This is a genomic window from Kribbella sp. NBC_00482 (assembly GCF_036013725.1).
GTDB lineage: Bacteria > Actinomycetota > Actinomycetes > Propionibacteriales > Kribbellaceae > Kribbella.
Window position 1 is genome coordinate 7,975,003 of the sequence record NZ_CP107881.1, and the last position, 22,178, is coordinate 7,997,180.

The 22,178-nt window shown below is 69.4% G+C and carries 18 protein-coding genes; 10 read left to right on the plus strand and 8 right to left on the minus strand.

Annotation, left to right across the window (positions count from 1 at the left end):
- The gene (locus tag OHB24_RS38435; RefSeq protein WP_327635866.1) at positions 1-1,023 is read right to left on the minus strand and encodes a DUF4037 domain-containing protein; all 1,023 of its coding nucleotides are present in this window, start codon (positions 1,021-1,023) and stop codon (positions 1-3) included.
- Between the two features lie 31 nt (positions 1,024-1,054).
- Between OHB24_RS38435 and OHB24_RS38440 the strand changes: the two genes are divergently transcribed.
- Positions 1,055-1,696 (plus strand): HAD family hydrolase, encoded by a 642-nt coding sequence (locus tag OHB24_RS38440; protein WP_327635867.1) that lies wholly within the window; start codon positions 1,055-1,057, stop codon positions 1,694-1,696.
- A 34-nt stretch (positions 1,697-1,730) separates the two neighbouring features.
- On the plus strand, positions 1,731-4,445 hold the full coding sequence (locus OHB24_RS38445) for an ATP-binding protein (RefSeq protein WP_327641153.1): 2,715 nt from the start codon (positions 1,731-1,733) through the stop codon (positions 4,443-4,445).
- Positions 4,446-4,448: 3 nt separating this feature from the next.
- On the opposite strand, the gene OHB24_RS38450 is transcribed toward OHB24_RS38445, so the two are convergent.
- The gene (locus OHB24_RS38450; RefSeq protein ID WP_327635868.1) at positions 4,449-4,826 is read right to left on the minus strand and encodes a PASTA domain-containing protein; all 378 of its coding nucleotides are present in this window, start codon (positions 4,824-4,826) and stop codon (positions 4,449-4,451) included.
- Between the two features lie 86 nt (positions 4,827-4,912).
- Here OHB24_RS38450 and OHB24_RS38455 point away from each other — a divergent pair, with 86 nt between their 5' ends.
- Both OHB24_RS38455 and OHB24_RS38460 read left to right on the plus strand, forming a co-directional pair.
- Positions 4,913-6,070 carry an N-acetylglucosamine-6-phosphate deacetylase gene (locus OHB24_RS38455; RefSeq protein ID WP_327635869.1) on the plus strand — a complete coding sequence of 386 codons (1,158 nt, stop codon included), beginning with the start codon at positions 4,913-4,915 and terminating at the stop codon, positions 6,068-6,070.
- Between the two features lie 93 nt (positions 6,071-6,163).
- Positions 6,164-7,435, plus strand: a complete 1,272-nt coding sequence (locus OHB24_RS38460) for an ABC transporter ATP-binding protein (RefSeq protein ID WP_327635870.1) — start codon at positions 6,164-6,166, stop codon at positions 7,433-7,435.
- Positions 7,436-7,497: 62 nt separating this feature from the next.
- On the opposite strand, the gene OHB24_RS38465 is transcribed toward OHB24_RS38460, so the two are convergent.
- The 3 genes from OHB24_RS38465 to OHB24_RS38475 all read right to left on the minus strand — a co-directional run bounded on the left by OHB24_RS38465 (position 7,498) and on the right by OHB24_RS38475 (position 10,506).
- Positions 7,498-8,883, minus strand: coding sequence for an FAD-dependent oxidoreductase (locus OHB24_RS38465; RefSeq protein WP_327635871.1), 1,386 nt, complete (start codon positions 8,881-8,883; stop codon positions 7,498-7,500).
- A 148-nt stretch (positions 8,884-9,031) separates the two neighbouring features.
- Positions 9,032-9,796 carry a sulfite exporter TauE/SafE family protein gene (locus OHB24_RS38470; protein WP_327635872.1) on the minus strand — a complete coding sequence of 255 codons (765 nt, stop codon included), beginning with the start codon at positions 9,794-9,796 and terminating at the stop codon, positions 9,032-9,034.
- Positions 9,793-10,506, minus strand: a complete 714-nt coding sequence (locus tag OHB24_RS38475; protein WP_327635873.1) for a FadR/GntR family transcriptional regulator — start codon at positions 10,504-10,506, stop codon at positions 9,793-9,795. The genes OHB24_RS38470 and OHB24_RS38475 overlap by 4 nt, the downstream gene beginning before the upstream one ends.
- Positions 10,507-10,618: 112 nt before the next feature.
- Between OHB24_RS38475 and OHB24_RS38480 the strand changes: the two genes are divergently transcribed.
- The 3 genes from OHB24_RS38480 to OHB24_RS38490 are packed head-to-tail and all read left to right on the plus strand — an operon-like array spanning position 10,619 to position 14,495.
- A complete protein-coding gene (locus OHB24_RS38480) occupies positions 10,619-11,938 on the plus strand; it encodes an SLC13 family permease (protein WP_327635874.1) in 1,320 nt (439 codons plus the stop codon).
- Between the two features lie 5 nt (positions 11,939-11,943).
- Positions 11,944-13,086: a CaiB/BaiF CoA transferase family protein gene (locus OHB24_RS38485; protein WP_327635875.1), complete on the plus strand. Its 1,143-nt coding sequence runs from the start codon at positions 11,944-11,946 to the stop codon at positions 13,084-13,086.
- Positions 13,083-14,495: a carboxyl transferase domain-containing protein gene (locus tag OHB24_RS38490; protein ID WP_327635876.1), complete on the plus strand. Its 1,413-nt coding sequence runs from the start codon at positions 13,083-13,085 to the stop codon at positions 14,493-14,495. Before OHB24_RS38485 ends, OHB24_RS38490 begins: the two co-directional genes overlap by 4 nt.
- Here the strand turns inward: OHB24_RS38490 and OHB24_RS38495 are convergent.
- Positions 14,441-14,800 carry a DUF4345 domain-containing protein gene (locus OHB24_RS38495; protein WP_327635877.1) on the minus strand — a complete coding sequence of 120 codons (360 nt, stop codon included), beginning with the start codon at positions 14,798-14,800 and terminating at the stop codon, positions 14,441-14,443. The two genes, OHB24_RS38490 and OHB24_RS38495, sit on opposite strands and share 55 nt — an antisense overlap.
- Positions 14,801-14,942: 142 nt before the next feature.
- Here OHB24_RS38495 and OHB24_RS38500 point away from each other — a divergent pair, with 142 nt between their 5' ends.
- The 3 genes from OHB24_RS38500 to OHB24_RS38510 all read left to right on the plus strand — a co-directional run bounded on the left by OHB24_RS38500 (position 14,943) and on the right by OHB24_RS38510 (position 19,778).
- Positions 14,943-16,862 carry a glycoside hydrolase family 43 protein gene (locus OHB24_RS38500; protein ID WP_327635878.1) on the plus strand — a complete coding sequence of 640 codons (1,920 nt, stop codon included), beginning with the start codon at positions 14,943-14,945 and terminating at the stop codon, positions 16,860-16,862.
- A 22-nt stretch (positions 16,863-16,884) separates the two neighbouring features.
- Positions 16,885-17,952, plus strand: coding sequence for a LacI family DNA-binding transcriptional regulator (locus tag OHB24_RS38505; protein WP_327635879.1), 1,068 nt, complete (start codon positions 16,885-16,887; stop codon positions 17,950-17,952).
- 71 nt (positions 17,953-18,023) lie between these two features.
- Positions 18,024-19,778: a glycoside hydrolase family 35 protein gene (locus tag OHB24_RS38510; RefSeq protein WP_327635880.1), complete on the plus strand. Its 1,755-nt coding sequence runs from the start codon at positions 18,024-18,026 to the stop codon at positions 19,776-19,778.
- Positions 19,779-20,108: 330 nt separating this feature from the next.
- Here the strand turns inward: OHB24_RS38510 and OHB24_RS38515 are convergent, their stop codons facing one another.
- Both OHB24_RS38515 and OHB24_RS38520 read right to left on the minus strand, forming a co-directional pair.
- The gene (locus OHB24_RS38515; RefSeq protein ID WP_327635881.1) at positions 20,109-20,834 is read right to left on the minus strand and encodes a sulfite exporter TauE/SafE family protein; all 726 of its coding nucleotides are present in this window, start codon (positions 20,832-20,834) and stop codon (positions 20,109-20,111) included.
- Between the two features lie 16 nt (positions 20,835-20,850).
- The gene (locus tag OHB24_RS38520) at positions 20,851-22,176 is read right to left on the minus strand and encodes an EsaB/YukD family protein (RefSeq protein ID WP_327635882.1); all 1,326 of its coding nucleotides are present in this window, start codon (positions 22,174-22,176) and stop codon (positions 20,851-20,853) included.
- Positions 22,177-22,178: the final 2 nt, after the last annotated feature.

Consider the following 22,178-nt stretch of genomic DNA (forward strand, 5'->3'; position numbering starts at 1 on the left):
TCAACGATAGACAGCGATCAGCTTCCGGAACGCGGCCGGGTTGCTGAGTACGTCGGTGTTGTCCGCGAACTGGTCGATCGACCCGATCAGCCCGTAGCTCTGCAACTGTGGATCGGACACGGTCGCCAGACACGCCTCCGCGAACCGTTCGGCCTGGAGCACCTGGGCGGGCCGGTCGAAGTACGGCCGCGGCGCCGGGTCGAGCTCGTCGGTGATCCCGAGCGCGTTGTGGCGACCGGCGACCAGCTCGTACGCCGTGACGAGCGCCTGCTCGCGATCGGCGTACGACTCGGCTGCCACCGCGGCTGCCAGCGCCGCGTCGAGCCCGTCGGGGTGACCGAGGCGAGCGAACGCCGTACCGAGCCACTTGCTGTACGGCGCATAGGTCCGCGCCTGCAGCAGCGCCAGCCGCATGAGGTCCCGCACCAGCCGACCAGCTACGACACGTGACCCCAGCTCGTCAGCCACCTCGTGCGTGCGCTGGACGAACGCCTCCTCCTGCGCGAGCCGGGACCACTGGCAGGCGAGCGTCCACCGCCAGATCTGGTCCGGGTACCAGGCCAGCGCGTCACGCACCTGTGCGAGCCGCCCGTCGTCCGCGTACACCCGGCCCGCCACGACGCCCAGGAGCTGCTGCTGTGGCGTGACCAGCCAGTCGTCGACCCCGATCCCCTGCGACGCGTCGAACCCGATCTGCCCCCGCAACCAGTCCCCCACGGTCGTGACCGTCACGTGGTGCCGAGGCTCGTAGCTGTCCCAGCCGAAGCGGACCGGGTATCCGGCGTACTCGTCCGGCAGCCCGTCGTCGACAGCCTTACGCACCCGCTCGACCTCGTCCGCGTCGACCAGTACGACGAGCCGCGGCCCCCACCCGTGGTCCGTCGAGCGAGCAGTGTCGTACCCGAGGACGTCAGAGCCCCACCCGAGCAGTCCTGCCGCGTAGTCGACATCCCCGACCAGAGGTGCGATCACCTCGGTGTGGAAGCCGTCCGCGACCTCGGCCGCCTGCCGGAATTCGGTCACCGCGTTACCTTCCGATCGTTAGAGTTGCCCGGTGAAGCATGTGGTGTGGGACTGGAACGGGACACTCCTCAATGACAATCACGCCGTACTGGCGGCCGTCAACGGAGTTTGTGCGGGGTTCGGGCGCGCCGAGCTGAGCTGGGTCGAGTGGCAGGCGGCGTACGCGCGGCCGATGCGGCTCTCGTACGAGCAGATCCTGCAGCGCCCGCTCGACGAGGAGGAGTGGGCGCAGGTCGACAAGCTCTACCACGACCGGTACGACGCGCTCCTGCCCACGTGTGAGCTCGCTGACGGGGCGCACGACGTACTGCGGGCCTGCGCCGCAGGCGGGCGGACTCAGTCCTTGCTGTCGATGTGGTTCCACTCGCGGCTCACACCGACCGTCGAGCACTACGGCCTCACGCAGTACTTCACCCGGGTCGACGGACTGCCCGGCGAGGTAGGTGGAGGCTCGAAGGCCGACAGCCTGATCCGCCATCTGCAGGCGCAGCAGCTCGACCCGTCCGACGTAGTACTGATCGGAGACGTCGTCGACGACGCGGAGGCCGCCCACGCAGCCGGCGCGCGCTGCGTGCTCGTCACCACCGGCGCCATGACCCTGGAGGCCCTGCAATCCACAGGTGCGCCGGTCACCGCTTCGATCACCCAGGCGCTCCAACTGCTCGACACGTGAGACGAGGCCCCCGGCTAGGCTGACCGGCGTGGGGATGGCAGATCGAGCGCTCCGTGGCCGGCGGCGGGAGACCGACGTACTGAGCGGACTGGTCAGCGAAGCGAAGGCCGGGCGCAGCCAGGTGCTCTTGCTCACCGGAGAGGCCGGGGTCGGCAAGTCAGCCCTCCTGGACGCGCTGGCCGCCGGGGCCGACGGTTGCCGTGTCACCCGAACCGCCGGGATCGAGTCCGAGATGGAGCTCGCGTACGCCGGTCTCCACCAGCTGTGCCAGCCGTTCCTGGACCACCTCGACCGGCTGCCGGCGCCGCAGCGGGACGCGCTCGGTACGGCGTTCGGCCTGGTGAGCGGCCCGGCCCCGGACAAGTTCCTGATCGGTCTCGCGGTCCTCAACCTGCTCGCCGACGCGGCCGGCGAGCGGCCCGTGCTGTGTGTGGTCGACGATGCGCAGTGGCTGGACCTGATGTCCGCCCGGATCCTCGCGTTCGTCACCCGCAGGCTCGGGGCCGAGTCGGTGGCGATGGTCTTCGCGGTCCGCGACGGCATCGAGCACGCCTTCACCGGGCTCACCGAACTCGAGATCCGCGGCCTCGACGACGCCGACGCGCGCGCCCTGCTGGAGTCCGTGCTCCCCGGACCGATCGACCCCCGGGTTCGCGACCGGATCGTGGCCGAAACCCGCGGCAACCCACTCGCGCTGCTCGAACTTCCCCGCGCCTGGACCGCGGCAGAGCTGGCCGACGGCCTCACCGCCGACACCCTGACGAGCAGACTCGAGGCCGGGTTCGTACGGCGCCTCGAAGCGCTGCAGACCGACACCAGGCTGCTCCTGCTGACCGCGGCCGCCGAACCGCTCGGCGACCCGACGCTGTTGTGGCGGGCGGCCGAGCAACTCGGGCTCGGCGCTGACCCGGCCGCGGGCGCGATCGAGTCCGGGCTGATCACGTTCGGCCAGCACATCCGGTTCCGGCACCCTCTCGTGCGCTCCGCGGCGTACCGGACGGCCACACCGCAGCAACGGCTGGCCGTGCACAGGGCACTCGCGGACGTCACGGATCCCGAGACCGACCCCGACCGCCGGGCCTGGCATCGCGCGCAGGCGACCATGGCGCCCGACGAGAGCGTCGCTGCCGAACTCGAACGGTCCGCGCAGCGCGCACAGGCACGCGGGGGGTTCTTCGCCGCCGGCACGTTCCTCGAACGATCGGCCGCGCTGACGATCGACCCAGGTCTCCGAGCCGACCGCGTACTCGCCGCCGCCACCGCAAAGCGCAGCGCCGGTGCACTCGACGAGGCACTGGACCTGCTCGGCGCTGCATCCGCTGGCCCAGCAGACGCCGTACGCGAGGCGGAGGTCATGCGCCTGCGCGGCGAGATCGCCTTCGACCGCGGACACGCGACGGAGGCAGCCCGGATGCTGGTCGTCGCCGCGAAGCAGCTGGATCCGCTCGACCACGAGCAGGCACGCGTCGCGTACCTCGAGGCGATGTCGGCCGCGATCTGGGCGAGCGGCCCGGACACACCGGGGATCCTCGGTGAGGCCGCGTCCGCCGCACCCGCGCCGGCGGCGTCGGACCCGCCGGGCGACCTGCTCCTGCAGGCGCTCGCGCTCCGCTTCACCCGCGGGTACGCCGCTGCCGCACCGCAACTCGTCAAAGCCGTCGACCATGCCCGGCAGAGCGAGAACGACGCCGAGGACGCCCGCGGCTGGTTGTGGCTGGCCGGCAGCCGAGCCAGCGGCATCGTCGCGATCGACGTGTGGGACCTCGACGCGGCGCTCGAACTGGCCGCACGGCACGAACGGGTCGCCCGCGACAGCGGTGCGCTCGTCCAGCTCCAGTGGGTTCTGAACTTCCGGGCCAACGTGGTGTCGATGACCGGCGACCTCGCAGCCGCCGCGGCGTACGTCGAGGAAGAGCGACAGATCGCCGCGGCGACCGGCAACCGCGTGCTCGGGATCGGCAGCATGCAACTGGCGGCGCTCCGCGGGAACGAGGCCGAGGCGACCGCGCTGATCGACGCGATGATCCGCGAAGCACGGGCTCAGGACCAGGGCCGGATGACCGCGATCGCGACGTACACGAGCGCACTGCTGAACAACGGCCTCGGCCGCTACGAGACGGCGCGGGACGCGGCGCTGCAGGTGTTCGAGCAGGACGTCGTCGCGTACGGCGTACTCGTGATCGGCGAACTGGCCGAGGCCGCCTCGCGGACCGGCGACACCAAGCTGGTCGAGACCGCACTGGCCTGGCTGAACGAGCGCCTCGCCGCCACGCCGTCGGACTGGGGTCGCGGGATGGAGGCCCGCGCGCGAGCGCTGCTCAGCAACGACGAGGACGCGTACCGTGCGTCGATCGACCACCTGAGCCGGACCGGTCTGCGCATCGAGTCGGCCCGCGCCGAGCTGCTGTACGGCGAATGGCTGCGCCGCGAAGGCCGCCGCCAGGACGCCCGCGCGCACCTCCGCACCGCTCACGAGCAACTGGCCGATATCGGTGCCGAAGCCTTCGCCGAACGCGCCCGCCACGAACTGCTCGCCACCGGCGAGACGGTCCGCAAACGCACGCCCGAGACCACCAACGACCTGACCGCGCAGGAGGCCCAGATCGCCGGCCTGGCCCGCGACGGCCTGACCAACCCGGAGATCGCCGCCCAGCTCTTCATCAGCCCGCGAACCGTCGAGTGGCACCTCCGCAAGACGTTCTCGAAGCTCGGCATCACCTCCCGCCGCCAACTCCGAACCGCCCTGTAGCCGCTACTCGCCGATCTTCTTGGAGCGCAGGACGATCTTGGCGTCGGATGCGGCCTGCGTCCCGCCCTGCGGCTCCTGCGAGACGACCACCCAGTTCCGGTCGTTGATCAGCAAGCGCCCTTGGCCCGTGGCGTCCTCTTCGGTCAGGTAGTAGAACCCCGCGGCCTGCATGGTGTCCTGAGCCAGCTGATGGTTCAGGCCGACCACGTTGGGCACGACTCCCGTCTGCACCGCCGTACTCGCCGGAGCCTGGGTGACAGTCGTTGTAGGCGCTGTCGGCGCCGGCGTGGTCCGGGATCCGCCCGTGGACGGTCCTCCACACGCGGCCACCAGGACCAGCGAGCAGAACGCCGTACCAGCCATGAGCCATGCCCGAGCCACCTCTCACCAATACCCAATCCGCCGACCGGCCTAACGGCGTGGGGCATGATCGACCTGCACGTGACGCCGAGGAGAGGCCGCATCTGATGAGCGAGGTCCTGGAAGGTCGCACCGCCGCCGGCCGCGGTGTGCGGGTGCGGTTCTCAGCAAACGGGATCGAGGAAATCACCGACGCACCGTCGGCCCCGGACCTGCTGCTGATCCCCGGCCTCGTCGACATCCAGCTCAACGGGTACGGCGGTCTGGACGTCAACGACCCGTCGCGCCCGGCGAGCGACCTGCCCGACCTCGTCCGCGCGCTGTGGGGCCAAGGGGTGACAACGGTCTACCCGACGATCATCTCCGCCGACGACGCGACCACGACGACGCTCGTCAAGCGTGCGGCCGCCGCGCGGGGAACCGATCCCGACGTGGCGTACGGCGTACCGGGCCTGCACCTGGAGGGCCCGTACATCTCGTCCGCGGAGGGCGCCCGCGGCGCGCACGACCCGGCCGTGATCCGGGACCCGGATGCCGACGAGTTCGACCGCTGGCAGGCCGCTGCGGACGGCGCAATCGCGATCATGACCCTCGCCCCCGAACGCACCGGCGCCATCGAGTTCACCCGCCACCTCGTCAAGACGAGCAGGACGGGCAGCGGGGTGGTTCCCTCGGTCGGGCACTCGCTGGCGACCGCCGCCGACATCCACGCCTTCGCGGCCGCCGGCGGACGGCTCTCGACCCACCTCGGTAATGGACTGCCCGCTCAGATCGACCGGCACCACAACCCGATCTGGCCCCAGCTCACGGAGGACACGCTCACCGCGGGGCTGATTGCCGACGGCCATCATCTCCCCGCCGACACCTTCGCCGCCCTGGTCCGCGCCAAGGGACCCGGGCGCTGCGTCCTCACCAGCGACGCCGCAGCCCTGGCCGGGTGTGCTCCCAGCGACTACCGGACCGCGGTCGGCGGCGCAGTCACCGTCGGCTCCGACGGAAGCCTCCGCCTGCAAGGTACGCCGTACCTGGCCGGCAGCGGCGCTTCCCTCCTCGACTGCCTCCGCTGGGCCACCGGCCCCGGCGGACTTCCCCTGGAAACCGCTGTCACCATGGCCACCACGACCCCCGCCGACCTGCTCGGCCTCCACGACCGCGGCCGCCTGGAAGTCGGCGCCCGCGCCGACCTGGTCCAGTTGACCAGCACCCCGGACGCCGCCGTCGGCGACCTCGCAACCGTCGTTGTCAACGGCAGATTTATTGCCTGAAGCAACAGTTAAGTTTTGGATCTTGCTACTGCAATCAGTTCGCAAAGTGCCCAGTTCTTGCCGGTGAACCCGAGTTTCCCGTATAAGGCCTACATGACGGCGATCCGGCTCGACGCGGTGTCCAAGGTGTTCGAGGGCGAACACCTGGCCGTGGACGAGTTGTCGCTGGAGGTCGACGACGGCGAGTTCATGGTGCTGCTCGGGCCGTCCGGGTGCGGGAAGACGACGCTGCTGCGGATGATCGCGGGCCTCGAACGCGTGACCGCCGGCGAGGTCTGGTTCGGGCGGATCCTCGGGACCCGGCTCGCTCCACGCGAGCGGGGCGTGGCGATGGTCTTCCAGACCGGCGCCCTGTATCCGAACCGGACAGTGCAGGAAAACATCATGTTCCCGCTGCAGATCGCCGGACAGGACGACGCCCAGGCCGGGTCCACCGCGGCCGGGCTCGCGCAGATCCTCAGCATCGAGTCGGTGCTCGACCGGATGCCGCGCACGTTGTCGGGCGGTCAGCGGCAGCGGGTCGCGATCGGCCGGGCGCTGGTACGGCGGCCGCAGGTGTTCCTGCTCGACGAACCGCTGTCGAACCTCGACGCCACGATGCGCACCGAGCTCCGGCAGGAGATCGGCGCGATGACCAGGGACCTGAACGTGACCACGCTCTACGTGACGCACGACCAGGTCGAGGCGCTGACGCTGGCCGACCGGATCGCGGTGATGCGCGACGGCCGGATCGAGGACGTCGGTACGCCGACGCAGGTCTACAACGACCCCGCGACCGCGTTCGTGGCCGGCTTCCTCGGGACCCCGCGGATCAATCTGCTGGCCGCGACCGTGCGTGTCATAGCGCACCACCGGGTCGCCCTCGACCTCGGCAGCCAGTCGATCCAGCTCGACCCCACCGATCGCCGGTCGCTGATCCTGCGGCACCACGACGGCGCCGAGGTGATCGTCGGCGCCCGCTCGAGCGCGTTCAGCCTGATCACGACCGAGGACGCGCCGAACCAGCTGAGCGGAACGATCCGCGCGTTCGAGTTCCACGGCCAGCAGTCGATCGCGTTCGTCCAGTGCGGCATCGAGGTCGTCGATCCCGACAAGATCGGCCGTGTCGCACCGGCACACGCGTCGCCCGCGGCCGAACCGGCGCCGTCGTTCCTGACCAGGGTCCGCTCCCGGCTCGGGCTGGTCGCGCCGGCCGCTCCCCCGCCCGAGATCCACGGCGCCGCCCATCGCCGCGCCGACCTGGTCGTCGAACTACCGGTCGACACCGAACTGGCACGTGGAACGCGCGTCCACCTCGCCCTCGACACGTCCCAGATCCACCTCTTCGACCGCACCGGCCGCCGCGTCGACCGCGTCACCCGCTGACCCTCAACCGCCGAAGCCCTTGACGGTCGAGGGCCCGCGTTGCGGTGGCCGTGAACAAGTTATTACCTGTTCACAGCCACCGGGCGGGGTGCGACGGGCCCAGAGATGTCAGCCGTTGCGACCCTGATCATGTCCTCGCGGGGCACGACCTTGATGCGTTCGCGGCCGGATGTTTCGCCGAGGGCGATCTCGTGGGCGTCGAGGCGCGCCCAGCCATCGGAGTCGATCACGGTCGCGCCGCGGGCCACGAGATGTTCCAGGATCCCTTGTGGATCACGGATCTCGGGCTGCGGCAGTGTGTCGAGGTCCGCGAGCAGGCTCGCGATCGTCTCCGCCGCGTCGGACTTGGTGTGGCCGATCAACCCGATCGGGCCGCGCTTGACCCAGCCCGTGACGTACAGCCCCGGCAGCGGTACGCCGTCCAGGTCGAGGACCCTGCCCCGGTCGTTGGTGATCACGCCACCCTGGTGGTCGAACGGGATCTCCGGCAGATGGGACGAGAGGTAGCCGACTGCGCGGTACACGGCTTGCACGGGCGTATCGACGTACTCTCCCGTGCCCTTGGCTGTGCCGTCCCCCTGCAACTGCGTGACCTCGGTCCGCAGGCCCTCGACCCGGTCGTCCCCGAGGACCTCGACAGGTGTGTGGCAGAGGTGGATGTGGATCCGGTGCGGCGCGCCGGTCGGCTCGGCCTCGACGTACTTGAGCAACGTGTCGACGACCAGCCGGGTGCCCTTGCTGGCGTTGATCGCGGCCTGGCTCGCCTCGTCGATCTCGAAACCCTCGGGGTGCACGATCACGTCCACCGACGGCGAGTGCGACAGCTCCCGCAGCTCCATCGGCGTGAACTTGATCTGCGCCGGACCCCGCCGGGCGAAGACGTGGACGTCGGTCGCCTGGTTGAGCTTCAGCCCCTGGTAGACGTTGTCGGCGATCTCGGTACTCAGCTGCTCGTCGGCCGGCTTCGCCAGCATCCGGGCGATGTCGAGCGCGACGTTGCCGGCCCCGATCACCGCGACCTCACGGGCCTCGAGCGGCCAGTCCCGCGGTACGTCGGGATGCCCGGCGTACCAGCTCACGAAGTCGGCCGCGCCGTAGCTGCCCGGCAGGTCGATCCCCGGGATGTCGAGCGGGCGGTCGGCCATCGCCCCGGTGGCGAAGACGACCGCGTCGTAGTACCGGCGCAGGTCGTCGAGTTTCAGGTCGACGCCGTACGAGACGTTGCCGACGAACCTGATCCGGTCCCGGCGGACGACGCGCTGCAGCGCCTTCACGATCTCTTTGATCCGGGGATGGTCCGGCGCAACGCCGTACCGCACCAGCCCGAACGGTGCGGGCAGGCGCTCGATCAGATCCACGTGCGCACCCGGGTGTTCCTGCGTCACTATGTCAGCCGCATAGATGCCGGCCGGGCCGGCCCCGACCATGGCAAGGCGGAGATCCCTCATCATCACTCCCAGTAAGTTAGGCAAGCCTAACCTATCCGAAGCGGCCCAAGCAGCTCCTCCGGGGTCTCAAGCTGTGGAAGATGACCGCTGCGGGACAGCACCGTGTACGTCGATCGCGGGATTTTGAAACCAGTGGGCCGGTCCGTCGTCAGCGGAGCATCAGCACCGCGGCGGTGATGCCGGCGATCACGATCAGGATGCGGAGCAGTCCGCTCGGCAGTCGTCGGCCGATGTGCGAACCGACGTACCCGCCGGCCACGGACCCGATCGCGAGCAGCACGATCGCGGTCGGGTTCAGGTCGGCGATGAAGACGAAGATGATGCTGGCGACGAGGTTCGCGGCCAGTAGGGACAGGGTTTTGAGGGCGTTCACGACGCGCAGCTCGAGGTCCAGGCCGAGGCCGAGTACCGCCATCATCATCACGCCCGCACCGGCGCCGAAGTACCCGCCGTACACGCCTGTCAGAGCGGCGAAGAACGTTGTCGTCGGCGTCATCGTCGTCCGCGTCTCCTGCGGTCCCTCGTGCCGGGAGCGCAGCCAGCGGGAGATCCACGGCTGGACGCCGACGATCAGGCAGGTGAAGAGAATCAGCCACGGTGCCGCCGCGGCGAACACGCCCGGCGGCAGTGCAAGCAGCAGTACGGCGCCACCGATCGCGCCGATCGCACACGTCAGCACGACCGCGATCGTCGTGGGGCGGGAGACCTCACGCAGCTCGCGACGGTACCCGAACGAGCCGCTGAGCGCGCCGGGCAGGAGGCCGATCGTGTTCGAGGCGTTCGCCACGACCGGCGGAATCCCGAGCGCGATCAACGCCGGGAAGCTGATCAGCGACGCGACGCCGACGGTGGACGTGAGCACACCGGCTCCGAGTCCGGCCGCGATGATCGCCAGATGCTCGACACCCGTCACGGCCTGTCCCGCAGCAACGCGACGTCGGACACGAGCATCACGTGCTCGTGCATGGCCAGAGCAGCAGCCTCCGGATCGCCGTCGGCGATCGCATCCGCGACCTTCCGATGCCCGGCGAGCGACTCGCGCGGCCGGCCGGGCTGGGACAACGACTCCAGCCTGGTCTCCCGGATCAGGTCATGGATCGCGATCATCATCTGTGCCAGCAACTCCGATCGCGCGGCCGCAGTCACCGCTCCATGGAACGCCTCGTCGCCCTCGACGCCCCGGCCACCTGCCTCGATGTCGCGCTCCATCGTCTCCAGCGCCGACCGGATCGCCGTCAGGTCGGCGTCCGTACGTCGGGACGCCGCCAGCGCGGCCAGCTTCGACTCGAGCGCGTCACGGGCCTCGATGATCTCGGGCAGCCGGTCGGCGTGCGCGCGGATCGCCTCGATCACCGGCGCGGTCCGGGCCCGCTCGGTCAGCACCGTGCCGTCGCCGTGTCGAACCACCACCGCACCGATGACCTCGAGTGCCACCAGCGCCTGGCTCAGCGTCGCGCGGCTCACACCGAGTCGCTGGGCCAGCTCCCGCTCCGGTGGTAGCCGGTCGCCCGGCAGCAGGCCGTTCTCGATGATCCAAGTGCTGATCTGGTCGGCGACCTGCTCGTACAGGCGGGACCGCGGTACCGGTCGGGGTGGTGTAGGACGAGCAGGCGGCGACTCCATGCAGACAGCTTATTGACAAGTGGCCCACTGGGCTATTGGCTAGGCCACTGAGCCACCACTGTGATCTGTGCCTCAACCAGCACAGTCCCCGCCCCCGGAAGAAGGACTCGTCATGGGACCAGAGTGGGTTGCGATCCTGGCGCTCGTCGCGCTGTTCGTCGTCGGTACGGTCCTGCCGATCAACATGGGCGCGCTCGCGTACGTCGCGGCGTGGCTGGTCGGCGTGTACTCGTTGCACCTCAGTGAGAAGGAGATCCTGGCCGGCGTCAGCGGCGACCTGGTCCTCACGCTGATCGGCGTCACCTATCTGTTCGCGATCGCGAAGAACAACGGCACCGTCGACCTGATAGTCGCCAGTGCGGTCCGGGCCGTCGGCGGCCGGGTCGCACTGATCCCGTGGGTGATGTTCGCGGTCACCGCCGCACTGACCGCGATCGGCGCGGCCAGCCCGGCCGCGTGCGCCATCATCGGGCCGATCGCGCTCGGCTTCGCCGCGCGGTACAAGATCAATCCGCTGATGATGGGCATGTTCGTCGTGCACGGCGCCCAGGGCGGCGGATTCTCGCCGATCAGCATCTACGGCACGATCACCAACTCGGTGATGGAGGACGCCAAGCTGCCGTCCAGCGAGCTGACGGTCTTCCTGTCCAGCCTCGTCGTCAACCTGGTGATGGCGACGATCCTGTTCATCCTGCTCGGCGGCCGGAAGCTGATGAACCAGCGCGTCGACCCGAACGGTTCGGACGACCTCACCGAAGACCTGCATCAGGGCGGCGCCACCGTGACCGCGCGCGGCACCGGCGCCTCGGCCCCGACCGGAACGCTTGCTCGCGGCGTACAGCGGGATCAACTGCTGACGCTGATCGCCTTCGTCGGCGTGGCCGTGGTGGCGCTCGTGTTCGACAAGAACATCGGGTTCGTCGCGATCACCGCCGCCGTACTGCTCGCGATCCTGTCGCCGACCGAGCACAAGGACGCGATCAAGCAGGTTGCCTGGCCGACGGTGCTGCTGGTCGCGGGTGTCAGCACGTACGCCGCGATTCTCACCGAATCCGGTGCGCCGCAGTTCGTCGGCAAGTGGGCCGCCGGACTCGGAGCGGCTGTGATCGGTGCGCTCGTTCTGTGTTACGTCGGCGGTGTCGTGTCGGCGTTCGCGTCGTCGACCGCGCTGCTGCCGGTGATCATCCCGATCGCCGTACCGCTGATCGGTCACGGTGGGATCAGCGCGGGCCTGTTCGTCGCGGCGCTCGCGGTCGCGTCGACGATCGTCGACGTCAGTCCGTTCTCGACCAACGGTGCGCTGATGCTCGCGAACCGGCCGGACACGATCGCAGAACCCGTGTATTACAAGCAGATTCTCACCTACAGCGTGATCGTGGTCGCGGCCGGTCCGTTGCTGGTCTGGGCTGCGCTAGTGCTCCCGGGCTGGTGACGCGGATGGGTCAGCTGGACGGCGTACTCGTCGTGGATCTGTCCCGGGCGCTGGCCGGGCCGCATGCCACGATGATGCTCGGCGACCTCGGCGCGCGCGTGATCAAGGTGGAGGCCCCCGGTCGCGGTGACGACACCCGCGGCTGGGGGCCGCCGTTCGCCGGCGACGAGTCGACGTACTTCCTGTCCGCCAACCGCAACAAGGAATCCATCACGCTGGATCTGAAGGACGACGCCGATCGCGACGTCGTACTCCGGTTGATCGATCGGGCCGACGTACTGGTGGAGAACTTCCGGACCGGCGTACTCGATCGGCTCGGCCTCGGCCTCGACCTGTTGCGCGAACGCAATCCACGTCTGATCGTGCTGTCGATCACTGGCTTCGGCCATGACGGACCGGAAGGCGGACGGGCCGGGTACGACCAGATCGCCCAGGGTGAGGCGGGGCTGATGTCGTTGACCGGGTCGGGGCCGGATGACCCGCAGCGAGTCGGCGTACCGATCGGGGATCTGCTGGCCGGGATGTACGGCGCGTACGGCGTCGTCGCGGCGCTCCACGAACGGTCGGCGACCGGCACGGGATGCATCGTCCGTACGTCGTTGCTCGCGGCAATCGTCGGCGTGCACGCGTTCCAGGGCACGCGGTACACGGTGGCGGAGGAGGTCGGGGCGGCCCAGGGCAATCATCATCCGTCGATCGCGCCGTACGGACTGTTCCACTGCGCTGACGGTGCGGTGCAGATCGCGGTGGGCAGCGAGGGGCTGTGGGAACGGTTCAGCGCGGCCTTCGAACTCGACACGGACGGCTTGGCCACGAACGCCGACCGGGTGGCGCACCGGGACCGTTTGATCGTGGTGATCGAGGCGGCGTTCGCTGGTCTGACCAGTGCGGAGTTGCTCGCGAAACTCGCCGGGGCCGGCATCCCCGCGGGCCGGGTCCGGAGTCTGGACGAGGTGTACACCTGGGACCAGACCGCGAGTCAGGGTCTGTTGATCGACGTCGAGCACGCGACGCTCGGGCCGCTGCGACTGCCCGGGCCGCCGCTGCGGTTCTTCGACGGATCGCAGGAGACGACCCGAGGTGATCACCGGCCGCCGCCGACGCTCGACGAGCACGGCGCCTCGATCCGGGCCTGGCTGAACGAATGAGCGCCCGCGGCCTGATCGACGCCGTGCTCGACGCAGGATCCTTCCAGTCGTGGGATCGGCCGGGTACTCAGTCGGCCGACGACGCCTATCAGGAGCAGTTGCGGCGGGCTACCGAGCGGGCGGGGACGGACGAGTCGGTCATCACCGGCCGCGGCTCGGTGCGTGGTCGACAGGTCGCCGTCCTGGTCAGCGAGTTCGCGTTCCTGGCCGGGTCGATCGGCCGGGTGGCCGCGGAGCGGATTACCGCCGCAGTACGGCGCGCGACCGCCGAACGGCTGCCGATCGTCGCGTCGACCGCGTCCGGTGGGACCCGCATGCAGGAAGGAGCCGCCGCCTTCGTCGAGATGATCACCATCTCGAAGGCCCTGATGGACCACCGCGCGGCGGGCCTCCCGTATCTCGTCCATCTCCGGCATCCGACGACCGGCGGCGTCTTTGCTTCGTGGGGCTCGCTCGGCCACGTCACGGTCGCCGAGCCCGGTGCGTTGATCGGTTTCCTCGGACCCAAGGTGTACGAAGCCCTCCACCACGAACCGTTCCCGTCCGACGTTCAAACGGCCGAGAACCTCGCCGCGCACGGCGTGATCGACGGCGTTGTCGAGACGAGCGATCTCCCGTTCCTGCTCGACCGGGCGCTCGGAGTCCTCGTCGATCCCCCGGTCGCTCCGACGCTCCCCCGCCGTACCGGAGCCGCTGGCCCTGTCGACGCCTGGACCTCTGTACTGCGTACTCGTCAGCCGGACCGCGCCGGAGTCCGCGAGCTCCTCCGCTACGGGGCCACCGGCACGCTCCGACTTACCGAACCCGATGCGGCCGTCCTCGTCGCACTGACTCGACTCGACGGCCGACCGTGCGTGCTGGTCGGCCAGGACCGCACCCAGACCAAGCCGATGGGTCCGGCCGCCTTACGCCAGGCGCGCCGCGGCATGAACCTCGCGCAGACCGTCGGCCTCCCACTCGTCACGGTCATCGACACCGCCGGCGCCGAACTCTCCCGCGCCGCGGAGGAAGGCGGCCTGGCCGGCGAGATCGCGCTGTGCATCTCGACGATGACGACCCTGACCGTGCCGACCCTGTCGATTCTCCTGGGCCAAGGCACCGGCGGCGGCGCACTGGCGTTGCTCCCGGCAACCACCGTCGTCGCGGCGGAGCACGCCTGGCTCGCGCCACTGCCGCCAGAGGGAGCCAGCGCGATCGTGTACGGCGACACTGGCCACGCCTCGGAGCTCGCCGCCGCCCAGCACATCACCGCCCCCGACCTGCACGCCTCCGGCACGATCCATCACCTGGTCCCTGAACACGACACAGACACCGCGGAGACCCTCGCAGTCGCACTAGCCGCCGAATGCGCGGCTCAACTGACTGCGAACCACAGCACTCCGCCGAGGATGACCTCGACACAGAAGTAGAACCAGGACGGGTAGAACGCCCGCGGGCGGTCCCGCAACGCGCCGATCAGCCGCCCCGCGGCCATACCGCCCAGCGCGACCGCAACCGCGATCACCGCGCCGCGCCGGATCTCCTCGTCGAGCGCCGCTGCGATGAGCAGGCCGCCAATCGCGAGCCCGAACCCGCCGTACACGGCACGTACTTCGTTGCGCGCGTCCGGGCCCGCCGCCACGATCCCGAAGGGCCGCACCAGCGCCGCGGGCATGACGAGCCCGTAGATCCCCATGCCGGCGAAGAACACCGCCGCGACAACTATTGCAATCATTGCAACAGACTAGTGCAGAGCTCGGGCAGGTGGGCTCTTGACGCCGGATGAGCGAAGCGCTGTAATCAGGACGCCTATTCTGTTTACGTAAACATTCTCCCCGCCCGGAGGTAAGCCTGTGAAGCGAAGAGCGATTGGGACCATGGCGAGCGTGGTGCTCGCCGCAGTCGGGGTCAGTCTGCTGGCGACGCCGGCCAACTCCGCCGAGCCGTCGGCGTACAGCTCCTTCCGCCCCGGCCAACCCTGGCTGGACATGAGCGGCAAGGTCGTTCAGGCCCACGGCGGCCAGGTCGTCCCCTCGAAGGACCAGCGCGGTCGGCGCATCTACTACTGGTACGGCGAGGATCGCAGCGCCGGCTACTACGACAGCCCGGGTGTGCACCTGTACTCGTCGTACGACCTCTACAACTGGAAGGACGAGGGACTCGCACTCCGCGCGATGAACTCCCCCGACCAGTTCGAGAACGACCCGTACTTCTCCAAGCTCTACAAGAAGTACACGCCCGCGCAGAAGGACGTCGTCTGGCGCGACCTGTCGACCAACAGCGTCCGCACCGACGGCTGGGCGCGTCCGTCGATCCTCGAACGCCCCAAGGTGATCTACAACAAGAGCACCGGCAAGTGGATCATGTGGGTGCACTCCGACGGCCCGTCGTCGCCGACCAGTACGTCGACGTACGCCCGCGCCGAGGCCGGGGTGGCGATCGCCGACTCACCGAAGGGCCCGTTCCGCTGGATCGACTCGTACCGCCTGAACCGCGTGCCGAGCGACTCGGTGCCGTGGTGCGGTACGGGATCCGCGTTCGACCCGGCCGGCGGGATGGCGCGGGACATGAACCTGTTCGTGGACGACGACGGTACGGCGTACATCATCTACTCCTCCGAGGAGAACCGGACGATGTACATCTCCAAGCTGAACAGGTCGTACACGTACCTGTCCGCGGCGCCGGAAAACGCTGTACCTGGCAAGGACTTCGTCCGTACGCTCGCCTGCAACCAGCGTGAGGCGCCGGCCATGTTCAAGTCGGAGGGCACCTACTACCTGGTGACGTCGGGAGCCACCGGCTGGGATCCGAACCCGGCGCGCTACGCGACCTCGCAGAACGTTCTGGGTCAGTTCACCGACCGCGGGAACCCGATCACCGGCGACGGCGCGGCGAACACCTACCGGTCGCAGAGCACCAACGTGATCCCGGTCGACCAGAAGCACAACAAGTTCGTCTTCATGGGCGACCGGTGGACCCCCGACGATCTCGCGAACGCGCCGTACGTCTGGATGCCGATGAGCTTCGGCGAAGGCGGCGCGCTCACCATCGGCCCGGACACCGAGTGGAAGTTGAGCGACCTCACGCCGTACACCCGCTGGACCGTCACGAGCGCCATCCCTGACAACGTCTGGCTCAACGACACAAGCACACTGCCGACAACCGTCACCGTAACGACCGCCCGCGGATCACAGCAGTTGGCCGTCACCTGGGATCCTTCGACCATCGCGCAACCGGGACCCGCGACGCTCCGCGGCACGTTGGCGGACGGCAGGACGTTCACCCGCTCGGTGGTGGTCGTGCCACACGGTCTGCGGTACGCCGTGAACGCAGGCGGGACTGCGACACCCGACTGGACACGTCTGACCCAGGTCGCGTCGACCGAACAGCCGCTGCTCAACTCGGCACCGGAGCAACCGCTGGGAACTGATCCAGTGACGGGCACGGTATGGGGCTACACAGGTTCGAGCGCGCCGGCCGGGACTGGCGACCTCTACACGACGCTGCGGTACGCCAAGAACCACGAGCCGCTGGTCTACACGTTCGAAGGCCTCGAGCCGGGCACGTACACGGTCCACGCGGGCTACTACGACATCTGGCCGTGGGCCAACCGCGCGGCCGAGGTGACCGTCAACGGGTCCGTCGTGGACCAGCAACGCCTGTTCACCGCGACCGGCGTCGCAGCGTCGTACGGCGGAGTCACGGTAGGGGCAGACGGCAAGATCACGGTGTCGATCGCGCCCACCCGGTCGCCCGACATCCAGGTCAGCTGGCTGATGATCGCCCGCGCCACCTAAGCGCTCCACCTATGCTGATGCCATGTCGAGCGAGGTCAGGGATGCGCGCCGCGGGTCCAAGGGACACCCGAAGTCGGGACCGTCCATCGGCGACGTCGCCCGGTTGGCCGGTGTCTCGTCGCAGACCGTGTCACGCGTGTCCACGGGCTCGGAGCCGGTCAAGGCCGAAACCCGGGAACGGGTACTCGACGCGATGCGGCAACTGGGGTACGCACCGAACCTCGCCGCCCGGGCCCTGCGCCGAGGCAACTTCCGGTCGATCGGTCTGATCGCTCACCAGGTCATCCGGACCGGTGAGTCGAAGACGATCGAGGCGGTCATCGAGGCCGCCCGGCAGGAGGGGTACTCGGTGAGCCTCGTCGACGTCGAGAGTCCGTCCTCGAGCGACGTCAGCGAGGCCGTGCAGCACCTTAGCCACCAGGCGATCGACGGCTTGATCATCATCCGGGCCGAGACCGCGACCCCGGCGGCTCTGGCGCTGCCGCCGACCATGCCGGTCGCGGTGTCCGACTCGCGGTTCATCGGGCACCACCCGGCGGTCGGCGCCGATCAGGTCGGTGGCAGCCGCGCCGCGGTCCAGCACCTGCTGGATCTCGGGCACGCGACCGTCCACCACATCGCGGGGCCAAGCGACTCCGGCCCTGCGGACCTGCGGGCGACCGCCTGGAAGCAGACGTTGGTCAAGGCCGGGCGGGAGGTCCCGGAGCCGTTCGGCGGTGATTGGTCCGCGGAGGCGGGCTACAAGATCGGGAGCGAGATCGCGAAGCGCGACGACGTGACGGCGGTCTTCGCGGCGAACGACGAGATGGCAGCCGGCCTGATCCATGCACTGCACGAGGCCGGCCGCCGGGTGCCGGACGACGTGAGCGTCGTCGGGTTCGACGACATCGACCTCGCCGCCCACCTCTGGCCGCCGCTGACGACGGTCCGGCAGGAGTTCCACCAGATCGGTCACGACCTCGTCGAGGTCATCATGCGGCAGCTCGGCGGGCGGGAGCAGCTGACCGGATACCACGGCACGGTGCCCGCGCCGCTGATCGTCCGGCAGAGCACGGCAGCACCCCGCAAGCGTCGGCGTACCCGCCGCTGATTTCGGGTGGACAGTCGCAAGCCGGTCCGGTTACTGTCAGAGATGTTTACGTAAACAAGAGATGAGAGCCCATGCCTGACTTCGCCATCGGTGAGTCCGACTTCGTCCTGGACGGCCGTCCGTTGCAGATCATCTCCGGCGCCCTGCACTACTTCCGGATGCACCCGGACACCTGGGCGGACCGGATCGAGAAGGCGCGGCTGATGGGGCTCAACACCATCGAGACCTACGTCCCCTGGAACGCGCACAGCCCGCGCCCCGGCGTGTTCGACACGTCCGGGATGCTCGACCTCGGGCGGTTCCTCCGCGAGGTCGCGGCCGCCGGGCTGTACGCGATCGTGCGGCCGGGGCCTTACATCTGTGCGGAGCTGGACAACGGCGGGCTCCCGGCGTGGCTCTTCCGCGACGACAGTACCGATGTCAGGGCCGGGGTACGCCGCTATGAGCCGGCGTTCATGTCAGCAGTCACGCAGTACCTGCAGAATGTGGTGGAGATCGTCCGGCCGCTGCAGATCGATCAGGGCGGTCCGGTGCTGCTTGTGCAGGTCGAGAACGAGTACGGCGCGTTCGGGGACGACCAGACCTACTTGAAGGCGCTGGCCGACGTGATCCGGAACGCCGGCGTCACCGTTCCGCTCGTTACGGTGGATCAGCCGACCGACTCGATGCTCGCGGCCGGCGGACTGGACGGCGTACTGCGGACAGCGTCGTTCGGTTCCCGTGTCACGGCGCGGCTCGAAACGCTGCGGAAGCACCAGCCGACCGGGCCCCTGATGTGCATGGAGTTCTGGGACGGGTGGTTCGACTACTGGGGTGGACGCCACCACACGACGAGCGCGGCCGATGCCGCCGCGGAGCTCGACGCGCTGCTCGCGGCCGGGGCGTCGGTCAACATCTACATGTTCCACGGTGGTACGAACTTCGGACTGTCGAGCGGGGCCAACGACAAGGGCGTGTACCGCCCGACCGTGACGTCGTACGACTACGACGCACCGCTCGACGAGGCGGGGAATCCGACGGAGAAGTTCCACGCGTTCCGGGAGGTCATCTCGCGGTACGCGCCGGTGCCGGACGCCGTGCCGTCCTCGAAGCCGGCCGCGCCGGAGTTCACCGTCGCGCTGTCCGATCCGATCGGGCTCCTCTCCGGCCTGCCCGGCACCTGCTCGGAACATCAGGAACTGCCGACGCTCGACGATCTCGACGTACGGCTTGCGATCTTCCGGACCGAGCTGCGTCAGGGTGGGCCGGCGCTGCTGACGTTCGGCGAGGTCCGCGACCGCGTGCAGGTGTTCCTGGACGGCGCACCGGTCGGCATCCTGGAACGCGAACGCCACGACCGCGCGATCATGCTCCCCCACACCCGCGGCCGGCTCGAGCTCGTCGTCGAGGACCAGGGCCGGGTCAACTACGGTCCTCGCATCGGTGAGCCCAAGGGCCTCATCGGGCCGGTCCGCGTCGGCACCGAGGAACTCACCGGCTGGACCGCCCGCGGGATCGACCTCGACAGGGTTCCGCAACTGTGGCACTCGGCCGGTCCGACGCCGTCCGCGCTCGGCATCGGGCCGACCGCGTGGCGCGCGACGTTCGAGACCGACGGCGAGTCCGACCTGTTCCTGCGAACCGATGCCTGGGGCAAGGGAATCGCCTGGATCAACGGTTTCTGCCTCGGCCGCTACTGGCGCCGCGGCCCCCAGGAAACCCTCTACGTGCCGGCGCCTCTCCTGGAGCAGGGCACCAACAACCTCGTCGTACTCGAACTAGAAGTCCTCGAAACCCCCACAGCAACCTTCACCGCCTCACCGCAACTGGGCCACACCGACCTCTAGCGCTGACGAAGAGAGGCAGCTCGACAGGATGTATCGGGTGGCCGGGTAGTGCACCTGAGCGTGAACGCGTCCGAGCGTACAGCGTCTCGCCGGTGCACTACCTGTCGAGCTTGCACATCACACGGCCGCGAAGGGCCGTACCGCCGCCAACCCGATCGTCCAGCCGGCCACATCCCCCAGCGCGGGGAAACACAGTCCCCTCCCATTTGGCTGGTCAGCCAGCGAGGTGTGGGGTTTGTGAGCCAAATCCAGGGTCACGAACCCCACACTGGGTGGGTCAGCCAGGCAAATTGGTGGGTCAGCCAGGGAAATGGGGTTGGGAGCCACGCCCTAGGCCGTCAGCAAGCCCTTGATTGTGGTGACGATGCCGCCGGTGATGGCCAGCGTCAGGACCATCGATCGGGCTACGCGGTCCGGGATCCGCCCGGACAGGAGGGCGCCCAGTCCGGCGCCGAGCAGCAGTCCGGCGGCCGCCACGAGCCATTCGTCACCCGCGAGTGGGGGTACGCCGCGGGTGACGAGGGAGAAGATGTTGACGATCGTGCCGTAGAACAGGGCGTTCGGCACGAACTCGCGGATCGTCCAGTTCGCGTTGACGGCGTACAGCGACACCGGGGGTCCGCCGAGGCCGCCGGCCGTGTTCATGAACCCGCCGGCCGCACCCGCGGTCAGCGCGCCGGCGAGTCCTCTCAGGGCTCGCACGCGCAGACCGCTCATCAGCAGGGCCGCGGTCACTGTCACCAGTCCACCCATCACCACCAGAAGCACCGGCTCGGGCAGGACTCGGGAGAACCAGGCGCCGAGCGGCGCCGTACATGCGGCGGCGATCACCAGCGGGACCATCGCCTTCAAGCGCACCTGGCGCCACCCGCGGGACAGGCCCAGGACACAGACGACACCGGCCGCGCAGTTCGCGAACGAGACGCCGTCCGTCGGCCCGAGCACCATCACGAGCGCAGGCACCGCGACCAACGCGAACCCCATGCCCGTGAGCCATTGGACGAAGGCCCCGAGCAGGACGACCCCGCCAAGGAGCAGTCCCGCAGTACCACTCACTGCGGGAACCTCCTGGTTAGGCGACGTTCAGAAGTTTCGCATACAGGTCGAAGACGCCGAACGCGAGTGGTACGAAGGCGATCATCGCGGCGACCTCGATCGCGTCGAGGATCTGTGAGGCGCGGGCCTGGAGGTGTTGGGGTGACTCCGGACGCATCCCGAAGGCGGCGACCATGCCGACCACGACCAGGAGGCCGACGGCGATCAGGGCGCCTCCGGCTTCCTTGGTGGACAGGACGAACGTCAGCACCAGCATGATGCTCAGCGCCGCCGCGCACAGGACCGCGACCTCGGTCAGCAGCGGGTACAGCCGCGCTCGGGACGCGAGCAGGAACGCCAGCAGCACCGAGGCGCTGATCGACCAGCCGTTCCAGGTCCGCAGCATCACGACGGCCGACGCCACCGACGACATCGCGACCGGAACCGTGGCCAGCGCGATCCCGAGGTGCGCCGCGTTGATCGCCGAATGTACGTCGGTGCGCTGGACCTCGACGCCCTGGGCCCGCCGGTCGTCGAGCGCGGTCAAGCCCGACATCGCCAGCCCGATCCTGGGCAGCAACCCGAGCACCAGCACGGACAACGCGCCGGCCACGACGCCGACCCGATCCGCGTCGATGCCGAGCCGCACACCACCGATCCAGCACACCGCGAACGCCACGGTGACGGAGCCGCCGAGCACGCCGCCACGGGCCAATCCGGCCCCGGCGAACAGTACGGCGCCAATTCCCACCCCGGCCGCACCGGCCGCGAACGCCATCGGCGCCGACCAGCCGCCAGCGATCGCCCAGACCACCAGCCCGATCGAGAGACATCCGGTGGCGATCGCCAACAGCGGGATGCCGACCACCGGTCGCTGATAGCGGCCGAGCACAACGCCGACGAAGCCGGTCAGCGTGGTGAGCACCAGCAGCAGGAACAACGCCAGGTCCGATTCCGCCTGGGTGACCAGAGCAATCACGCCGGCCAGCACACTGACCACCAACGCGGCACCGGCCAGGGCCCGGCGGTGCTTGGGCTGGAACGCGGTCGCCCGGCGATCCAGGTCGTCCACGGTTTCCTCGGTGATGTCGTACACCGTCGGAGCCGGCGGCAACTCGCCCTCGGCCATCAGCCTCAGCACCGCGCCATCGCCGAGCCGGGCACTGGCCAGGCTGTACTCCGGCGCCACCTGCTCCCCGCTGACGGTGGTCAGGAACCTGCGCCGCGGCCACCGCTCCACCGGCTCGTCCAGCATCTGCATCAGGTCCGGCAACAGCTTGCCGAGTGGCTCGTCGACCGGCAGTACGGCGTCCATCCGCCGACGCCGACCGACCACTGTCACCCTGCTGTACGTCGCGCCCATTA

Bases quoted from the DNA above. Each gene is read 5' to 3' on its own strand.
- OHB24_RS38495 (WP_327635877.1), bottom strand. From the start codon at position 14,800: ATGATTGCAATAGTTGTCGCGGCGGTGTTCTTCGCCGGCATGGGGATC.
- OHB24_RS38465 (WP_327635871.1), bottom strand. From the start codon at position 8,883: ATGAGGGATCTCCGCCTTGCCATGGTCGGGGCCGGCCCGGCCGGCATC.
- OHB24_RS38485 (WP_327635875.1), top strand. From the start codon at position 11,944: ATGGGTCAGCTGGACGGCGTACTCGTCGTGGATCTGTCCCGGGCGCTG.
- OHB24_RS38500 (WP_327635878.1), top strand. From the start codon at position 14,943: ATGGCGAGCGTGGTGCTCGCCGCAGTCGGGGTCAGTCTGCTGGCGACG.
- OHB24_RS38445 (WP_327641153.1), top strand. From the start codon at position 1,731: ATGGCAGATCGAGCGCTCCGTGGCCGGCGGCGGGAGACCGACGTACTG.
- OHB24_RS38510 (WP_327635880.1), top strand. From the start codon at position 18,024: ATGCCTGACTTCGCCATCGGTGAGTCCGACTTCGTCCTGGACGGCCGT.
- OHB24_RS38505 (WP_327635879.1), top strand. From the start codon at position 16,885: ATGTCGAGCGAGGTCAGGGATGCGCGCCGCGGGTCCAAGGGACACCCG.
- OHB24_RS38455 (WP_327635869.1), top strand. From the start codon at position 4,913: ATGAGCGAGGTCCTGGAAGGTCGCACCGCCGCCGGCCGCGGTGTGCGG.
- OHB24_RS38520 (WP_327635882.1), bottom strand. From the start codon at position 22,176: ATGGGCGCGACGTACAGCAGGGTGACAGTGGTCGGTCGGCGTCGGCGG.
- OHB24_RS38475 (WP_327635873.1), bottom strand. From the start codon at position 10,506: ATGGAGTCGCCGCCTGCTCGTCCTACACCACCCCGACCGGTACCGCGG.
- OHB24_RS38460 (WP_327635870.1), top strand. From the start codon at position 6,164: ATGACGGCGATCCGGCTCGACGCGGTGTCCAAGGTGTTCGAGGGCGAA.
- OHB24_RS38480 (WP_327635874.1), top strand. From the start codon at position 10,619: ATGGGACCAGAGTGGGTTGCGATCCTGGCGCTCGTCGCGCTGTTCGTC.
- OHB24_RS38490 (WP_327635876.1), top strand. From the start codon at position 13,083: ATGAGCGCCCGCGGCCTGATCGACGCCGTGCTCGACGCAGGATCCTTC.